This is a genomic window from Brevibacterium sp. NPDC049920, from assembly GCF_040656435.1.
Taxonomy (GTDB): Bacteria; Actinomycetota; Actinomycetes; order Actinomycetales; family Brevibacteriaceae; genus Brevibacterium; species Brevibacterium pityocampae.
The window spans coordinates 42445-59451 of record NZ_JBFAMF010000009.1 but is presented as its reverse complement, the minus strand read 5'-3'; the positions used below and the strand labels follow the sequence as shown (position 1 = coordinate 59451).

The 17007-nt window shown below is 71.9% G+C and carries 12 protein-coding genes; 6 read left to right on the top strand and 6 right to left on the bottom strand.

Translation table 11 applies throughout. The features are described 5' to 3' along the window. Positions 1-100 precede the first annotated feature (100 nt). Positions 101-1624, top strand: a complete 1524-nt coding sequence (locus AB0I45_RS10545) for an aldehyde dehydrogenase family protein (RefSeq protein WP_295691198.1) — start codon at positions 101-103, stop codon at positions 1622-1624. Positions 1625-1841: 217 nt separating this feature from the next. After that, positions 1842-2864, top strand: a complete 1023-nt coding sequence (gene adhP, locus AB0I45_RS10540) for an alcohol dehydrogenase AdhP (protein ID WP_360318190.1) — start codon at positions 1842-1844, stop codon at positions 2862-2864. Between the two features lie 128 nt (positions 2865-2992). Here adhP and AB0I45_RS10535 read toward each other — a convergent pair whose 3' ends face one another. After that, positions 2993-4510: an AMP-binding protein gene (locus AB0I45_RS10535; protein WP_295690456.1), complete on the bottom strand. Its 1518-nt coding sequence runs from the start codon at positions 4508-4510 to the stop codon at positions 2993-2995. A 73-nt stretch (positions 4511-4583) separates the two neighbouring features. On the opposite strand from AB0I45_RS10535, the gene AB0I45_RS10530 reads away from it, so the two are divergent. Continuing rightward, on the top strand, positions 4584-5201 hold the full coding sequence (locus AB0I45_RS10530; RefSeq protein ID WP_295690454.1) for a TetR/AcrR family transcriptional regulator: 618 nt from the start codon (positions 4584-4586) through the stop codon (positions 5199-5201). Beyond that, positions 5198-6865 (top strand): acyl-CoA dehydrogenase family protein, encoded by a 1668-nt coding sequence (locus AB0I45_RS10525; RefSeq protein ID WP_360318186.1) that lies wholly within the window; start codon positions 5198-5200, stop codon positions 6863-6865. The genes AB0I45_RS10530 and AB0I45_RS10525 overlap by 4 nt, the downstream gene beginning before the upstream one ends. Before the next feature lie 46 nt (positions 6866-6911). Here the strand turns inward: AB0I45_RS10525 and AB0I45_RS10520 are convergent, their stop codons facing one another. From AB0I45_RS10520 to AB0I45_RS10500, 5 genes are all read right to left on the bottom strand, one after another. Beyond that, positions 6912-8384, bottom strand: coding sequence for an LLM class flavin-dependent oxidoreductase (locus tag AB0I45_RS10520; protein ID WP_295690449.1), 1473 nt, complete (start codon positions 8382-8384; stop codon positions 6912-6914). 146 nt (positions 8385-8530) lie between these two features. After that, positions 8531-10582 carry an ABC transporter ATP-binding protein gene (locus tag AB0I45_RS10515; RefSeq protein ID WP_360318183.1) on the bottom strand — a complete coding sequence of 684 codons (2052 nt, stop codon included), beginning with the start codon at positions 10580-10582 and terminating at the stop codon, positions 8531-8533. A gap of 1 nt (position 10583) precedes the next feature. Then, a complete protein-coding gene (locus AB0I45_RS10510) occupies positions 10584-11528 on the bottom strand; it encodes an ABC transporter permease (protein ID WP_360318180.1) in 945 nt (314 codons plus the stop codon). Next, positions 11525-12619 carry an ABC transporter permease gene (locus tag AB0I45_RS10505; protein WP_360318177.1) on the bottom strand — a complete coding sequence of 365 codons (1095 nt, stop codon included), beginning with the start codon at positions 12617-12619 and terminating at the stop codon, positions 11525-11527. Before AB0I45_RS10505 ends, AB0I45_RS10510 begins: the two co-directional genes overlap by 4 nt. Next, positions 12597-14252: an ABC transporter substrate-binding protein gene (locus AB0I45_RS10500; RefSeq protein ID WP_345031860.1), complete on the bottom strand. Its 1656-nt coding sequence runs from the start codon at positions 14250-14252 to the stop codon at positions 12597-12599. Before AB0I45_RS10500 ends, AB0I45_RS10505 begins: the two co-directional genes overlap by 23 nt. A gap of 354 nt (positions 14253-14606) precedes the next feature. Between AB0I45_RS10500 and AB0I45_RS10495 the strand changes: the two genes are divergently transcribed. After that, positions 14607-15908 (top strand): diaminopimelate decarboxylase, encoded by a 1302-nt coding sequence (locus tag AB0I45_RS10495; protein WP_247423140.1) that lies wholly within the window; start codon positions 14607-14609, stop codon positions 15906-15908. Between the two features lie 43 nt (positions 15909-15951). Continuing rightward, positions 15952-16947: a pseudouridine synthase gene (locus AB0I45_RS10490; RefSeq protein WP_360318173.1), complete on the top strand. Its 996-nt coding sequence runs from the start codon at positions 15952-15954 to the stop codon at positions 16945-16947. The last annotated feature ends 60 nt before the right edge of the window (positions 16948-17007 follow it).

Sequence of the window (17007 nt, the reverse complement as noted above, 5' to 3'; positions counted from 1 at the left end):
ACCTCGCCTGCAACCTTGAGGCAACCCCCGTCGCATTAGCGTGGACGCATCTCCCGGCAACGAGGCCGGACGAGTACACGATGACGACGAAGGAGTTGGCATGGTCGTATACGCACAGCCCGGCACCGAGGGTTCGAAGGTCACATTCAAGTCCCGCTACGACAACTGGATCGGCGGCGAATGGGTCGCCCCGGTCAAGGGGAACTACTTCGAGAACATCAGCCCGGTCACCGGCAAGCCGTTCTGCGAGGTCGCCCAATCCACCGCCGAGGACATCGAGGTCGCCCTCGATGCCGCGCACGGCGCCGCACCCGCCTGGGGGAGGACCTCGCCGGCGGAGCGCGCGGTGATCCTCACCCGGATCGCCGACCGCATCGAGGAGAACCTCGAGATGATCGCCGTCGCCGAGACCTGGGACAACGGCAAGGCGATCCGGGAGCCGCTCAACGCGGACCTGCCGCTCGCCGTCGACCACTTCCGGTACTTCGCCGGGGCGATCCGCGCGCAGGAGGGGACGCTGTCGCAGATCGACGAGGACACCGTCGCCTACCACTACCACGAGCCCTTGGGCGTCGTCGGCCAGATCATCCCGTGGAACTTCCCGATCCTCATGGCGGTGTGGAAGATCGCCCCCGCGCTCGCCGCCGGCAACGCGATCGTCCTCAAGCCCGCCGAGCAGACCCCGGCCTCGATCCTCGTGCTCGTCGAGCTCATCGGCGACCTGCTGCCCCCGGGCGTGCTCAACATCGTCAACGGATTCGGCGTCGAGTGCGGCAAGCCGCTCGCCTCGAACAAGCGGATCCGCAAGATCGCGTTCACCGGTGAGACGACCACCGGCCGGCTCATCATGCAGTACGCCTCGCAGAACCTCATCCCGGTCACCCTCGAGCTCGGCGGCAAGAGCCCGAACATCTTCTTCGCCGACGTCGCGCAGGAGAAGGACGCCTTCTACGACAAGGCGCTCGAGGGCTTCGCAATGTTCGGCCTCAACCAGGGCGAGGTGTGCACCTGCCCGTCCCGCGCGCTCGTCCAGAAGTCGATCTTCGACGACTTCGTCGCCGCCGGTATCGAGCGCGTCAAGTCCGTCAAACAGGGCAACCCGCTCGACACCGACACCCAGGTGGGCGCGCAGGCCTCGAACGACCAGCTCGAGAAGATCAAGTCCTACCTCGACATCGGCAAGCAGGAGGGCGCGAAGGTGCTCGTCGGCGGTGAGCAGGCGCAGCTCGACGGCGACCTCGCCGACGGCTACTACGTCGCCCCGACGGTGTTCCAGGGCGACAACTCGATGCGGATCTTCCAGGAGGAGATCTTCGGCCCGGTCCTCGCGCTCACCTCGTTCGAGGACTACGACGAGGCAATCTCCGTGGCCAACGACACCCTGTACGGCCTCGGCGCCGGCGTGTGGAGCCGCAACGGCAACATCGCCTACCGGGCCGGGCGGGCGATCCAGGCCGGGCGCGTGTGGGTGAACAACTACCACAGCTACCCGGCGCACGCGGCGTTCGGCGGGTACAAGAGCTCGGGCATCGGCCGCGAGAACCACCTGATGATGCTCGACCACTACCAGCAGACGAAGAACCTGCTGGTGAGCTACTCGGACAACGCGCTCGGCTTCTTCTGAGCCGCGTCCTCCGAGCCTCCGGCCGGGCTGCGTGACGCCTGCGCGGCGCGGCCGGAGGGCACCGGTACCACCCCTCGGTCCCGGGCGCGTCCCCGGACCGCCCCCGGACGGGGCCACCCGTCCCACCCCGATCCACCTGTCCCCGGGCGGCTCCGCCGTCCCCGACGTGACCCCTTTCCATCCCTGAAGTGAACCGCTACGAGAAGGATTCAGTGACATGTCCACCATGAGAGCAGCAGTAGTCGAGCAGTTCGGCGACTCCATCACCGTCGAAGAGAACGTCGAGACGCCCACCCCCGGGCGCGGGCAGGCACTGGTGAAGCTCATCGCCAGCGGCGTCTGCCACACCGACCTCCACGCCCTCCACGGCGACTGGCCGGTCAAGCCCGAGCCGCCCTTCATCCCCGGCCACGAGGGCGTGGGAGTCGTCGAGGCCGTCGGTGAGGGCGTGACCTCACTCGCGGTCGGCGACATGGTCGGCAACGCCTGGCTCGCCTCGGGCTGCGGGCAGTGCGAGTACTGCCGCACCGGCTGGGAGACCCTGTGCGAGCAGCAGACCAACGGCGGCTACTCCGTCGACGGCTCGTTCGGCGAGTACATGCTCGTCGAGGCGGACTACGCCGCGAAGATCCCCGAGGGCGCCGACCCCTACGAGATCGCCCCCGTGCTGTGCGCCGGCGTCACCGTGTACAAGGGCCTCAAGCGCACCGAGGTGCGGCCCGGCCAGTGGGTCGTGATCTCCGGGATCGGCGGCCTCGGGCACATCGCGGTGCAGTACGCGGTGGCGATGGGCATGCGTGTGATCGCCGTCGACGTCGCCGACGACAAGCTCGCGCTGGCGAAGAAGCACGGCGCGGAGATTACCGTCAACGCCTTCGCCGTCGACCCGGCCGAGGAGATCCAGTCGAAGACCGGGGGCGCGCACGGCGTGCTCGTCACCGCCGTCCACCCGGCGGCGTTCCGCCAGGCGATCGACATGACCCGCCGCGGCGGCACGATCGTGTTCAACGGGCTGCCCCCGGGCGAGTTCCCGGCGCCGATCTTCGACATCGTCCTCAAGGGACTGACGATCCGCGGCTCGATCGTCGGCACCCGCCAGGACATGGAGGAGGCGCTCGAGTTCTACGCTGCCGGAAAGATCAAGCCGACGTACAGCAAGCGCCCGCTCGGCGACATCAATGCGATCTTCGACGAGATGGAGCACGGCAAGATCGAGGGCCGCGTCGTCATCGAGTACTGACGCACGTCCCGGCCGAGGCGCCGGCCCGGCTCCTGCCGGCCGGCGCCTCGGCGCCGGGAGCGCTCAGGTGGTCACAGTTCCACGATTCCGAGCATGCGGATCGAGGATCTGTGACCACCTGAGTGCGTTCAGGTCCCGGCGACCGTGTCGCGCAGCCGGTTCTTCAGCAGCTTGCCCGAGGGGTTGCGGGGCAGCTCCTCGGTGACGATGACCTCGCGGGGGAGCTTGTAGCGGGCGAGCTTGTCGGACAGGTGGTCGCGCAGCGTCTCGAGGTCGACCGGGGAGCCGTCGGCGGTCGTCACCACGGCCACCACCTGCTCGCCCCAATCGGGATCGGGGCGGCCCACCACCGCGACATCGACGACGTCGGGGTGCGCGATGATCGCCTCCTCGACCTCGAGCGAGTACACGTTCTCCCCGCCGACGATGATGACGTCGTTCTTCCGGTCGACGATGTAGAGATAGCCGTCCTCGTCGAGGCGCGCGATGTCCCCGGAGCGGTACCAGTCGCCATCGAAGGCCGCCGCGGTCGCCTCGGGATTGTTGAGGTAGCCCTGCATCCGGCAGTCCCCGGAGAACCAGATCTCCCCGGTCTCGCCCGGGCCGGCATCGGTGCCGTCGGCCTTGACCACGCGCATCTCGTTTCCGAGCATCGCTGATCTGCCCACGGAGCCGGCCTTGCGGATCTGGTCCTCCGGCCACAGCAGGCAGCCGGTCGGGCCCATCTCGCTCATCCCGAACAGGTTGTAGAACTGATCCGTCCGATAGGTGTCGATGAGCATCTTCGCCGTCTCGCGGTCGATCGGCGCGCCGCCATAGGTCCAGCGCCGGATCGAGGAGAAGTCGTAGGCGGAGAAGTCGAGGCCGAGCTTCTTCGCGGTGAGGATCGGGGCGACGTAGGCGATCGTCGGCCCGAAGAACGTCGTGATCCGCTCCTCGGCGATGATCTTCATCGACTCGACCGGGTGGTACTCGCGCTGGAGCACCGCGGTGCCTCCGACGAGCATCATCGGCAGCAGGCAGATGTTCAGCGGCGCCGAATGCCAGATCGGCATGCAGATGAGGTACCGCTCGTCGGGCCGGAGCGCGAGGTTGAGCGAGATGAGCGTGGCGACCTGAGCGATGTTCCGGTGCGAGTGGACGCAGCCCTTGGGAGCGCTCGTCGTGCCCGAGGTGTAGAGCACCTGGGCTGTCGTGCTGTCGTCGAAGTCGGCCGGTTCCGCGGGTTCGGCCGCAGTGAGCAGGCTGTCGAAGGAGTCCGCTGCATCGGACTCCGTCTCGAGCCACGTGATGCCGCCGGCGCCCTTGCGCGCGATGTCGGCGAGCTCGGCGCTGACGATCCCGAGCTGCGCGCCGGAGTGCTCGATCGTGTACTTCACCTCCGGCGCCTGCATCTTGTGGTTGACCGGCACCACGGTCGCGCCGAGGTACCACGCGCCGAACGCGGCGAACACGAAGCCCGGCACGTTGAAGGTCATGATTCCCACGGTGTCGCCGGTGCCGATGCCGTGATCGGCGAGCACGCGAGCGGCGCGCAGAGCCTTCTCCCGGAGCTCGGCATAGGAATAGCGCTCTGTGCCGTAGACCAGGGCCTCTTTGCCCGGGTCGCGGCGGACGGAGGCGTCGAGCAGTGTGCTGAGCTTCATTGCTTCTCCTTGTGATCGGTGCCACACTACAAGCATTGAACCACGATTCAATTCTTAGGGGAAGCGAGGACGCGTGTATCGGGAGACAGCGCGGACGCGGGCCAACGCGGCGCAGCGCCGAACCCGGATCCAGCGTGCTGCGAGGCATCTCGTCGCCGAGGGTGGATTCGGTGCCGCGAGCGTCGCGGCCGTCGCGTGCCGCGCCGGGTGCAGCGCCGGGCTCGTCTACTCGTACTTCTCCAACCGGGATGCGCTGCTCGCTGCGGTGTTCGCCGATGCCGCCGGCTACGAGCTCGCCGCCGTCGAACGCGCCATCGCCCGGGCGACCACGCCGGAGGAGTGTGCGAGTTCGGTGACCCGGACCTTCGTCGAGCGCGCCGTCGCCGGACGTCGGCTCGCCCACGCCCTCCTCCTCGAACCCGTGCCCGAGGCGGTCCAGCGCGAGCGCTCCCGCTTGCGCCGCGGGTACGCCGTGGTGATCGCCGCCGGCCTCGAGAGGACGAGCGCCGCGGGGGCTGTGCCGATCACCGGGGACGACGCGGTCATCGCCGCCCGTGCCCTCGTCGGCACGATCTCCGAGAACCTCCTCGACATCCTCGATCACGACATGCCCGCACCGGATCCGGCGCGGATCGAGCACCTCATCGCCGCGATCACCCTCTACTCCCGACGAGCGCTAGGAGCCTCATGACCGTCACCCACACCGTCCTCAACCAGGCCGCCCCGCGCCGCGACGTCGACGAGTTCGCCCTCGACACTGCGCTCCGGGAGGCCGTGGCCCGCTACGCGCCGGACGCGGACACGGGGGAGCTCCACCGGATCGGGGAGCTCGTCGGCAGCGCCGGGTTCCAGGAGGACGCGCGGCTCGCGAACGTCCACGGCCCGCAGCTCCACACGCACGACCGCTGGGGCCACCGCGTCGACGACATCGAATTCCACCCCGCCTACCACCGGATCATCGGGGAGTCCTTGCGCGCCGGAACCCACTCGCTCGCCTGGACGCAGGACGGGCCGGGTGCCGACGCCGAGCGCGCCGCCCGGTTCATGCTGTTCTCCCAGATCGAACCGGGACACGCCTGCCCGGTGTCGATGACCCATGCGGTCGTCCCCTCGCTGCGCACCGACAGTGCGCTCGCGGACTTCTGGGTGCCCCGGGCCACCGCTGCGGACTATGACCCGCGGCTCATCGACCCGGCGGAGAAGACTGCGGTGACCTTCGGCATGGCCATGACGGAGAAGCAGGGCGGCTCAGACGTCCGCGCCAACACCACCCGGGCCGTGCCGGCCGGAGACCATCACCTCATCACCGGCCACAAGTGGTTCTGCTCCGCTCCGCAGTCCGACGCCTTCCTCGTCCTCGCCCAGCTGCCGGAGGGGCTGAGCTGCTTCGTCGTGCCGCGCGTGCTGCCCGGCGGGGAGCGCAACCCGTTCCGGATCCAGCGCCTCAAGGACAAGCTCGGTAACCGCTCCAATGCCTCATCGGAGGCCGAGTTCGACGGCACGCACGGCTGGCTGCTCGGCGATCCGGGACGCGGTGTGCGCACGATCATCGAGATGGTGTCGCGCACCCGGCTCGACTGCATCCTCGGCTCCGCGGCCGGCATGCGCCAGGGCGTGGCCGAGGCGGCCTGGCACGCCCGGCACCGGGCGGCGTTCGGTGCGACGCTCATCGATCAGCCGCTCATGCGGTCCGTGCTCGCCGACCTCCAGCTCGAGGCCGAGGCCGCGACCTGGACCGCCCTCCACATCGCCGCCGCGCACGACGACGATGCCGCGGCCGAGGGCGGCGGGGGTTCCGACCGGGCCGACTTCCGCCGGCTCGCCACCGCGGTGGCGAAGTACTGGGTGTGCAAGCGCGGGCCCGAGCACGCCTACGAGTCGCTCGAGTGCCTGGGCGGCAACGGCTACACCGAGGCGTTCCCGCTCGCCCGCCGCTACCGCGAGCAGCCGGTGATGGCGGTGTGGGAGGGATCCGGGAACGTCATCGTGCTCGACGTGCTCCGGGCGCTGGCCCGGGAGCCGCATACGGCGAAGGCATTCCTCGGGTACCTCGAGAACGGGCTGGGGCGGCACGCGGACTTCGACCGCGCCTATGAGGGTCTCGCCGCCGCGCTGCAGTCCGCGCTCACGGCGGTGTCCGGCGGCGACGCCTCGGAGCTCGCGCGGGTGCAGGGCGGCGGCCGTGTGCTCGTCGAGCAGATGGCGCTCCTCCTCCAGGCCGCGATCCTCCTCGAGTCAGCACCCACGGAGGTGGCCGAGGCGTTCGTCGCCGCGCGCCTGGGCGCGGACCGGGGACGCGAGTACGGGACACTGCCCGTCGGCACCGACATCGACGCCCTCGTCGACCGGGCATAGCGGCGACCGCGGCACTCCCGTGCCCGAGGTGCCGCGGCCAACCGGTTCAGGCGGGGGAGCCGGAGAAGGCGGGCGCCGGTGTGGGGGTCGTCGCCTCGGTGTCGCCCGAATCGGTATCGCGCGACTCGCTTCCGCCCGCCCCGGCTGCTCCTGCTGCCCGATCACCGAAGGCGCCGCGGTAGCGGGCGGCCGGGTGGCGGTCGGGGAGCCGGTCGTGACCGAAGATCCGGCCGCGCAACGTCGTCGCCTCGCCGTAGGAGGTCTTCGCCAGGCCGCGCTCCTGCAGGGTCGGCAGCAGGTGGTCGATGAAGTCGGTGTACGACTCCGGCAGGCGCCAGTTGACGACGTTGATGCCATCGACCCCCGCCCGCTGCCACTCGGCGAGCCGGTCGGCGATCTGCTCCGGGGCCCCGGCGAGCGACTGGCCGATCATCCGGTTCCGCGCGAGATCGCCGAGCACCGGCTCGCGGCCCGGGGTCGCCGCCCGCAGCCACTCGACGTGCCCGCGGCCGCCGTTGTTCGGGATGTCCTTGAGCGGGGTGTCGGCCGGCAGGCGCGTGCCGTCGGGCAGGACGCCGATCGAGGCGTGCGTCGCGTACCCGGTGTCCGAGGCGTAGTCGAGGAGGTCGCGGTTCTTCGCCTGCGCCTCGGCCTCGGTGCTGCCGATGACGAAGCTCATGCCCTGGAAGAACCGGATGTCGTCACCGTGCCGGCCGTTCGCCACCGCCTGCTCGCGCGCCCCGTCGATGTGCTGCCGGGCGACATCCGGGTTCGGGGTGGCGATGAACACCGCCTCCGCGTGTCGGGCGGCGAACGCGATGCCGCGCGGGGAGCCGCCGGCCTGGAACAGCAGCGGCGTGCGCTGCGGGCTCGGCGCGGGCAGGTGCGGGCCCTCGACCCGGTAGCGCTCGCCGACATGGTGGATCTTGTGGATCCGGGCGGGGTCGGCGAACCGGCCGCCGGCCCGATCCTTGAGCAGCGCGCCCTCGTCCCAGGACCCCTCCCACAGCTTGTACACGACGTCGACGTACTCGTCGGCCCAGTCGTAGCGGGCGTCGTGCTCGACGAGTCCGGGCAGCCCGAAGTTCCGGGCGGCGTTCTCCTGCGTCGAGGTCACGATGTTCCAGGCGATGCGGCCCTTCGACAGATGATCGAGGGTAGAGATCTGGCGGGCGAAGTTGAACGGCGGGTTCTGCATGACGTTCGAGGTCGTCGCCAGCCCGATGTGCTCCGTCACCGCCGCGAGCGCGCCGAGCAGCACGGTCGGGTCGTTGCTCGGGATCTGCAGCCCCTCGTGGACGTTGTCGACGTAGGAGCCGTCGGCTGGCCCATAGAGCCCGGACACGTCGGCGAAGAACATCGCATCGAACAGTCCGCGCTCGAGCGTGCGCGCGAGGTCGAGCCACAGGTCGAGGCCCTGGTACTCGACCTGGCCGGCGTCCGGGTGGCGCCACTGGCCGTGCTGGATGTGCGAGGGGGTGTTCATGAGGAACGCGTTGAAGAGCAGCGGGCGGGTCATGGTGGACTCCTTCGTGACTGTCGGTGGACGTCGGAAGACGGTGTCGGTGGGTGTGGGGTGGTCCGTGTGTGACGGACGATCGGTGGGGTCAGAAGGTCACAAGGTCAGGAGGTCAGTGGGGTCAGGAGGCCAGCGGGCTCAGGAGGTCAGTGGGGTCGGGCGGATGCCGGTGCCGTCGCGGCGGCGGCCGAGCGGTCGAGCGTGTGGAGGGACTCGACGAGCGTGCGGGTGTAGGGGTGCGCGGGGGCGTCGAAGATCTGCTCGGGCGTGCCGCACTCCACGACCCGGCCGTCCTTCATCACGAGCACCCGATCGCTCAGGTGGCTGATGACACCGAGGTCGTGGGAGATGAAGAGGCAGCTCGTGCCGAGGTGCCGCCGCAGGTCCGCGAGCAGGTCGAGGATCTGGGCCTGCACGGACACGTCGAGCGCGGACACCGCCTCGTCGAGCACGAGGACATCAGGCTCCGGGGCGAGCGCCCGGGCGATCGACACCCGCTGGCGCTGCCCGCCGGACAGCGTGGCAGGATTCCGCCCGGCGACCTCCGGGGCGAGCCCGACGAGGCCGAGGAGCCGGAGCACCTCGGCATGCGGCCCGGCGCCGCTGCGCCCGGCCGGATCGGCGCCGGAATCCGCAGCACCCGACCCGGCTCCGCCCGAACCTGCAGCGTTCGAACCCGCAGAGTCCGAGCCGGAGGAGCGCACGGAGAGCGCGTCGCGGAGGATCCGTTCGACGCTCCAGCGCGGGTCGAAGGAGCTCAGCGGGTCCTGCTGGACGACGGAGATCCGGGAGCGCAGGGCCCGCCGCCTCCGCTCGGGGAGGGCCGACCAGTCGTGGCCGAGGAGGGTCACGGTGCCGGAGTCCGCGGACTCGAGGCCGAGCGCGATCCGAGCCGTGGTCGACTTCCCCGACCCGGATTCACCGACGATCCCGAGGACCTCGCCCCGGTGGAGCCGGAAGGACACGCCGTCGACCGCCCGGTGCACCCTCCCGCGGCGTCCGCGGAAGGTCCGGGTCAGCTCGCGCGCCTCGAGCACGATCTCCGTCGGGGTGCCCACCGGACCCTGAGCGCCCACCGGACCCTGAGCGCCCACCGGACCCTGAGCACCCGCCGGGCCCGGGGCGCCCACCGGAGCCGAGGTGCGCTCCGGCCGGGCACCGATCGCCGCCCGGCCGGAGGCGCTCACGGAAGCGGCGTCCGCCTCGTCCGGTCCCGCGCTGAGGCGCCGGCCGCGGGTGGCCGCGCTCGGCACCGCCCGGATGAGCGCCCGGGTGTAGGGGTGCGCGGGCCGGGCGAGGACCTCAGCGGTGGGCCCCTGTTCGACGACGTGCCCGCCGCGCATGACGAACACCTCGTCGGCGAGGTGCGCCACCACGGAGAGGTCGTGGCTGATGAGGATGAGCGATTCGCCGGCCGCCTTCATCTGCTCGAACACCCCCAGCACCTGCGCCTGGACGGTGACGTCGAGCGCGGTCGTCGGCTCGTCGGCGACGAGCACCTGGGGGCCGAGCGCGATCGCCGAGGCGATGAGGGCGCGCTGCCGCAGCCCGCCGGAGAGCTCTCCGGGGCGCTGCCGGGCGCGGACCTCCGGGGTGGGGACGCCGGCGGCGGCGAGCAGCTCGACGGCGCGCCGGGCGCGGACCGCGCGCGGACCGACGCCGTGGAGGCGCAGCGCCTCGGCGATCTCCGCCCCGACCGGGCGCAGCGGGTCGAGGGAGACGAGCGCGTCCTGGAGGACGAAGCCGATCTCCGCGCCGCGGATCCGCTGCCAGGTGCGCTCGCCGGCGGTGAGCAGGTCGTGGTCGCCGAGGCGCAGGGCGTCGGCGCGGACCTCGGCGCCGTGGCCGGGGAGGCCGACGAGCGTGCGGGCGGTGACGCTCTTGCCGGAGCCGGACTCGCCGACGATCGCCACGCACCGCCCCGGGTGGAGCTCGAAGGACAGGCCGTGGACGATCTCCCGGAGCTCGCCCTCCCGGCGGAACCCGACGCGGAGGTTCTCCACCCGGAGCCGCGGCGCCCCGAGGTCCGAGGAGCCGGCGGGCGCGCCGGCGGGGGAGTGCCGGGAGCCGCCGGGCGCCTCGGCGCCGGTGCGGGCAGGGCCGGTCCCGGCGGGCCCGGTGCCCGTGGACGGCCCGGCGTGACCGCTGCCGGGCCGACCGTCGGCGGGGGTGATGGTCGTGAGGAGTTCGGAGGTCATGTCAGCGTCCTGTCTCGAGGCGGGTCTGGATGTGCTTGCCGAGCGTCGTGGTGGCGAGCGCGAGCACGGCGATGACGTGGCCGGGGATGACGACGAGCCAGCCGGCGGCGGTGAGGTAGGCGCGCCCGGCGTCGAGCAGCGCACCCCATTCCGGCGACGGGGGTGCGACCCCGAGGCCGAGGAACGCGAGGCTCGAGGCCCACACGATCGACTGGCCGATCGACATCGTGAAGATCCCGACGAGCGGGCGCAGCGCGTTCGGCAGGATGTGCGCCGCGACGATCCGCAGCCGCCCGTGGCCGAGCGCGGTGGCCGCCTCGACATAGCCGGAGGTGCGGGCCGAGAGCAGCTGCCCGCGCACGATCCGCGCGTACCCCGGCGCGGTGCCCACCCCGACGGCGAGCACAAGGCTGAGCGGCGAGGGGCCGAGCGTGGCGATGAGGAGCAGCGCGAGGAGCAGGGTGGGGAAGGCGAAGAGGATCTCGATCGTGCGGTCGGCCGCGCCGGACAGGATCCGGCCGGTGAGCGCAGAGGCCGCGGCGAGCAGCACCGCGAGCGTGAGGCTCACCGCCGCCGCCCCGAGCCCGATGAGGAGCGACAGCCCGGTGCCGTGGACCACGCGGGTGTAGAGGTCGCGGCCGAGTTCGTCGGTGCCGAACCAGTGCGCGGCCGAGGGCGCCTGCAGGGTGGCGCCGAGGTCGAGCGCCTCCGGGCTGCCCGGGGCGAGCAGGCCCGGCGCCACCGCGGCGAGCGCGAACACCGCGAGCGTCGCGGTGGCCGCGAGCGGGCCGAGGGGCGGGCGGCGGCGCGGACGCCGCGGGGCGCCGGCCTGGGGTGCGAGGGTCGCCTCGGCGCCGGGCACCGGGGTGGAGGACGGCGGGACGAGCGAACCCGGGGCGCCGGTCGGGGGTGCGGTGCGGGCGGGGATCAGCGGCGGGGTGGTCATGCTTTCAACCTCGGATCGATGAGGGCGGCGAGCGCGTCGACCGCCAGGTTGACGAGGACGTAGAGGGCGGCGATGAGGACAATGATCCCGGTGGCGACAGGCAGGTCCTGGGCCTCAATCGCGGACACGAGGACCCGGCCGATGCCGTTGCGGTTGAACACCGACTCGACGATCACCGCCCCGGACACGGTGGCGCCGAGCGCCCAGCCGGACAGGGTGAGCGGCGGGATCGCGGCATGGCGCAGCACATGCCGCAGCCGCACCCCGAGGTCGCCCATGCCGCGCACCCGGGCCGACAGCACGAACGGCCGGCTCAGCGCGAGCTCGAACTCCGCCCGCGTGGCCTGCCCGAGGAACCCGGCGAGCGGGATCGCCAGCGTGAGGGCGGGCAGGACGAGTGCCGCCGGTCCGCTGCCGCCCACCACCGGCACCCAGCCGAGCTCGAGGGCGAACACCAGGAGCAGGAGCACCCCGAGCCAGTACTGGGGCACGCTCGCGGCGAACACCTCGACCGTGGAGGCGAGACCGCGGACCCGCGGGGACCGGCCGGCGGTGAGCGCCACCCAGGCCACCATGAGGACCCAGGCGAGGGCGAGCGCGGTGAGCGAGAGCGCCACGGTCGCGCCGAGCTGTTCGGCGATCATGTCCCACACCGGCCGGTGCTGCTGGTAGGAGACGCCGAGGTCGCCGCGGAGCAGCCCGCCGAGGTAGGACAGGTACTGCTCGAACGGTGGGGCGTCGAAGCCGTACTCGGCGTTGACCGGGGCGAGCTCGGCCGGGGTGCGCTCCTGCGTCTGGCCGGTGCGGAGGTTGCGGATCACCGCCGCCCGGTCGCCGGGCTGCGCGAGCTGGGCGAGGAACGCCACGGTGACCGCGCCCCACATGACGAGGAGCGCCGCGGCGAGGCGTCCCGGCCAGCGGCCGAGGCGCCGGGTCCACGTGACGAGGCGGGCGGGCCCGGTGCGGGGCCGGGAGGGCCGGGAGCCGAGTCGGCCTGCGGCGGGGCCGGTGCCATCGGGCAGGGCGCCTCGGCGGCGGCCGGGGTCCGTGGTGCCTGCCGGGTGCGTGTCAGTCGACGAGGTGGGCGTCATGGAAGACCGGTCCTCCCTGTGAGTTCTCCTGGCGGATGCCGTCGACGTGCGGACCGACGGCGAGCGTGCTCAGCCGGTCGTACACGCCGATCGACAGCGCCCGGTCGGCGATGTACTCCTGAGCCTGCCGGTAGAGGGCGTCCTGCCCGTCGGGGTCGACGGCGGAGTTCGCCTCGCGGATCGTGGCCTCGAGCGCGGGGTCGTTGTAGAAGGCGGAGTTGGACGGGTTGGGCGAATCCGGGAGGTTCTGCCGCCAGTTGACGAGCAGGATGCCGGCGTTGACGGAGGTCCAGTAGCCGATGCTGACGTCGTAGTCCTCGGGCCCGGAGTAGGCGCCGGCGGCGGCCGCGCTCGGTGGGAAGGGGATGAGCTCGACCTCGAAGCCCACCTCTTCGGCGTACTGCTGGAGCCCCTGGATGATCGCCGCGCCGTCCTGGTTGATCGTGCGGTTGATCGCGTAGGGGAAGTCGATGTGGAGGCGCGCGCCGTCCTTGACGCGCACCCCGTCCGCGCCGACCTCCCAGCCGGCGTCGTCGAGGAGTTCCCGGGCGCGCTCGGGGTCGTAGGAGTAGCGGGCCGCGGCCTCCTCGCTGTAGGCCGGGGTGGAGCGGCTCACCGGGCCGTTGCCCTCGTAGGGGATGACCCCGCGGCCCACGGCCTCGACGACGGATTCGCGGTCGAGGCTGTAGGCGAAGGCCTGCCGGACGCGCTCGTCGGCGAACGGCCCGCGGCTGGTGTTGAAGCTCAGCTGCTGGGGGCGGCCCGGGGTGACGTAGCGGTGGAGCTCGTAGCCCTCGGATTCGAGAGCGGACCATTCGAAGGCCTGGATGTCGTAGATCGCGTCGACCTCGCCGGAGCGCAGGGCCGCGGTGCGGGCAGTGGGGTCGGTGATGAAGCGCCAGTCTACGCGCGCCACCCGGGCCGGTCCCTGGACGGCGGCGTTCGCCGGCGCCCAGTCGTAGTCGTCGCGGCGGTCGAGCACGATGTTCTGTCCGCGGTTCCATGCGGCGACGGTGAACGGGCCGGAGCCGATCGGCTGCCGGCAGTTCTCCTCCGCGGTCCGCTCCGCCAGTGCGGCCGGCGACTGGAGACCGAAGTAGGGCTGGGTGAGGTTCTCCGCGAACCGGGGGTAGGGCTGGGAGAGCGCGACCTCCACCGTGGTGGCGTCGAGAGCACGGGCGGAGTCGACGTAGGGGCCGATCCACACCTGCGCGGTGCCGTTGCCGCCGGCGAGCCAGTAGTCGATGTTGTCGACGACCGCCTGCGCGTCGACCGGTGTGCCGTCGGAGAAGGTGGGCCCCTCCTGCAGGGTGAAGGTCCAGGTCAGGTGGTCGGCGGACTCGTGCCAGTCGGTGGCGAGCCAGGGGACCACCTGCCCGTCCTCGTCGAGGGAGACGAGGGCGTCGAGCACCTGGTGGGACAGGTAGCCCTGCTCGATCCAGCCGCCGTGTACGCAGGGCGGCTCCTGCTGGTGGCCGTAGACGAGCGTGCCGCCGGCGGAGTCGGCTGAGCCGGGGCCGGTGCCGGGCCGGGAGGCGGCGGCGAGCTCGGTGCCGGGTGCAGCGCAGCCGCCGAGCAGCGCGAGCATCGCGAGGCCGGCTCCGAGGAGCGCGGACGGTCTCGGTGTGCGCATGGGCTGACCTCCTGGTCGGTGGGGGCGGTGATGTCGGGTGGCCGGTGGGGTGCTGTCGTGCGATCGGTGGGGTGCTGTGCACTCCTGTGCTCGGTGTGAGCTGTGTCGCCACCGTAGGGAGGCGGCGGGGTCCGGTGGAGCGGACCGGGACGCAGAGCGACGCGGTGCGTCACACCGGCGTCATCCCTCGTCGCACAGTGACGATGGATGACGGCATGCGTCGCCCTGACGACCGGCTGGGGGCCGGCTGTGGCACGGCAGCCGGCGGACGCCTCGGCGGCGGGGCCGGGCAGGTGCGGGGCCGGGGGAGCCGGCGGGCGCCTCGGCGGCGGGCGCCGTCGATAGACTGCCCGCATGGCTGATTTCGTCGACCGCCGCTATGCCGCCGTCCGCTCCCTCGCCGCCGAATCCCTCATCACCGCAGAGCAGCCGGTCGTCGGGATCATCGACACCGAGGCGGTCGAAACCCAGATCGAAGCGCTGAGCTGGGCATTCAGTTCGATCCCGGACACGATCCACCTCGTGGCGTGCAAGGCCGTCACCCTCGTCCCGCTGCTGCGGTTCCTCGCCGACCGCGGGATGGGCGTCGAGGTCGCGAGCCCCGGGGAGTTCGCGATGGCCGAGGCCGCCGGCTTCCCACCGGAGCGGATCGTCCTCGACTCGCCGGCGAAGACCGTGCCGGAGATCCGTCACTGCCTGACCGTGGGCGCGGCAGTGAACATCGACTCCTACCAGGAGCTCGCCCGGATCGAGGAGCTGCGGGCGGAGATCGACACGCGCTCGGTGATCGGAGTTCGGGTCAACCCGGTCGTCGGCTCCGGGTCGATCGGCGAGATGAGCACCGCGACGACCACGACGAAGTTCGGCATCCCCCTCATCGACGAGGAATCCCGGCAGGCGCTCGTCGACACGATCGTCGCCCGCCCCTGGATCACCCAGCTCCACGTCCACTCCGGGTCGCAGGGCGTCGGGCTCGACCTCGCTGCGGAAGGCATCAGCCGGATCGTGTCGCTCGCCGAATCCGTCACGGAGGGCGCCGGGTTCCAGCAGATCACCCGGATCGACATCGGCGGCGGGCTGAGCGTGAACTTCGGCTCCGACGAGATCACCCCGACGTTCCACACCTACGCCGAGGTGCTCGAGCGCGCGGTGCCGGAGCTGTTCAGCGGCAGGTACACCGTGCTCACCGAGTTCGGCCGCTCGCTGCTCGCCAAGGCCGGGTCGATCGCCACCCGCATCGAGTACACGAAGAACGTCGGGCAGCGGGCGTTCGCGATCGGTCACGCGGGTGCGCAGACCGCGACCCGCACGGTCTTCATGCCGCAGGCCTGGCCGCTGCGGGTGAGCGCCTTCCACGCCGACGGCACACCCAGCCGGAACCCGAACCGGATCCAGGACCTCGCCGGGCCGTGCTGCTTCAGCGGCGACATGATCGGCCGCGAATTCGTGATCCCCGGCCTCGACCCCGGCGACATCGCGCTCATCCACGACACCGGTGCCTACTACTTCTCCACCCCCTTCGCCTACAACGCGCTGCCGCGCATCCCGGTCTACGCCTACACCTCGGACGGGTCGACGGCGAAGTTCACCTGCATCCGCCGTCAGCAGACCGTCGCCGAGCTCCTCGCCGAGGCGGGGGAGGACGTCCGCCTGTGAGGCGCGGTCAGGCTGCTTCGAAGGGACCGCCCGAGGTGCCGCCGTGCCGGTGAGCCCGCTGCCGCCGCGTCAGGGGATCTCCGCGAACCGGCTGCGCGCCCCCGGCGGCCACCAGACCCACACGCGGTCGGGCGATCCTGTGCCGGCGACTGTCGGGGAGTGGCTGCGCGCGGAGTTCCCGGACGCCTCCGCGGCGGACATCGCCGGGCTGCTCGCCCAGGATCCGCAGACGGTCTCGGACGCCGGGTGCCTGTGCGACGGGACCGGACGCCCGATCGCGGCGACGGATCCGGTGATCCCCGGCGGGTTCTACTGGTTCCACCGCCCGGTGCCGCCGGAGGCCCGGATCCCGTTCGAGATCGGCATCGTCCACTCGGACGCCGACCTCCTCGTCGTCGACAAGCCCCACTTCCTCGCGAGCACCCCGAACGGCCGGTTCGTCCGCGAGTGCGCCGTCACCCGGCTGCGGGTCGAGCGCGAGGAGCCCGACCTCGTGGCGATCCACCGCCTCGACCGCGTGACGGCCGGGCTGCTCGTGCTGTCCCGCCGGCCGGAGACCCGCGGCGCCTACCAGCGGCTGTTCCAGGACCGGCGGGTGCACAAGACGTACCGGGCGCTCGCCGAGCTGCCCGCCGGGTTCGGTTCCGGCGGCTGGGAGGCCGCGCGGCCCGGTGAGGAGTGCGTGCGTCGGGTCGAGCGGTGGAGCCGCCTGGAGAAAGAGCCGGGGACCCGGCAGATGCTCGAGGTGCCCGGCGAGCCGAACGCACACAGCACCATCGAGTACCTGGGCGCGGCAGGTCGCCTCGGCGATTTCCGACTCACCCCGCACACCGGGAGGACGCACCAGCTGCGGGTCCACATGAATGGCCTGGGCCTGCCGATCCTCGGCGACCCCGTGTACCCGGTGGACCTCGCGCCGGACCCCTACGACTTCTTCTCGCCCCTGCAGCTGCTCGCCGAGCGGCTCGCCTTCACCGACCCGCTCACCGGCGAGCCCCGCGAGTTCACGAGCCGGCTGGGTCTGAGCGGCTGGGGCTGACCGGCTAGGACCGACCCGCGGTGCAGCCGAAAGGGCTGCTGCGGGTGTCGGTGCAGATCC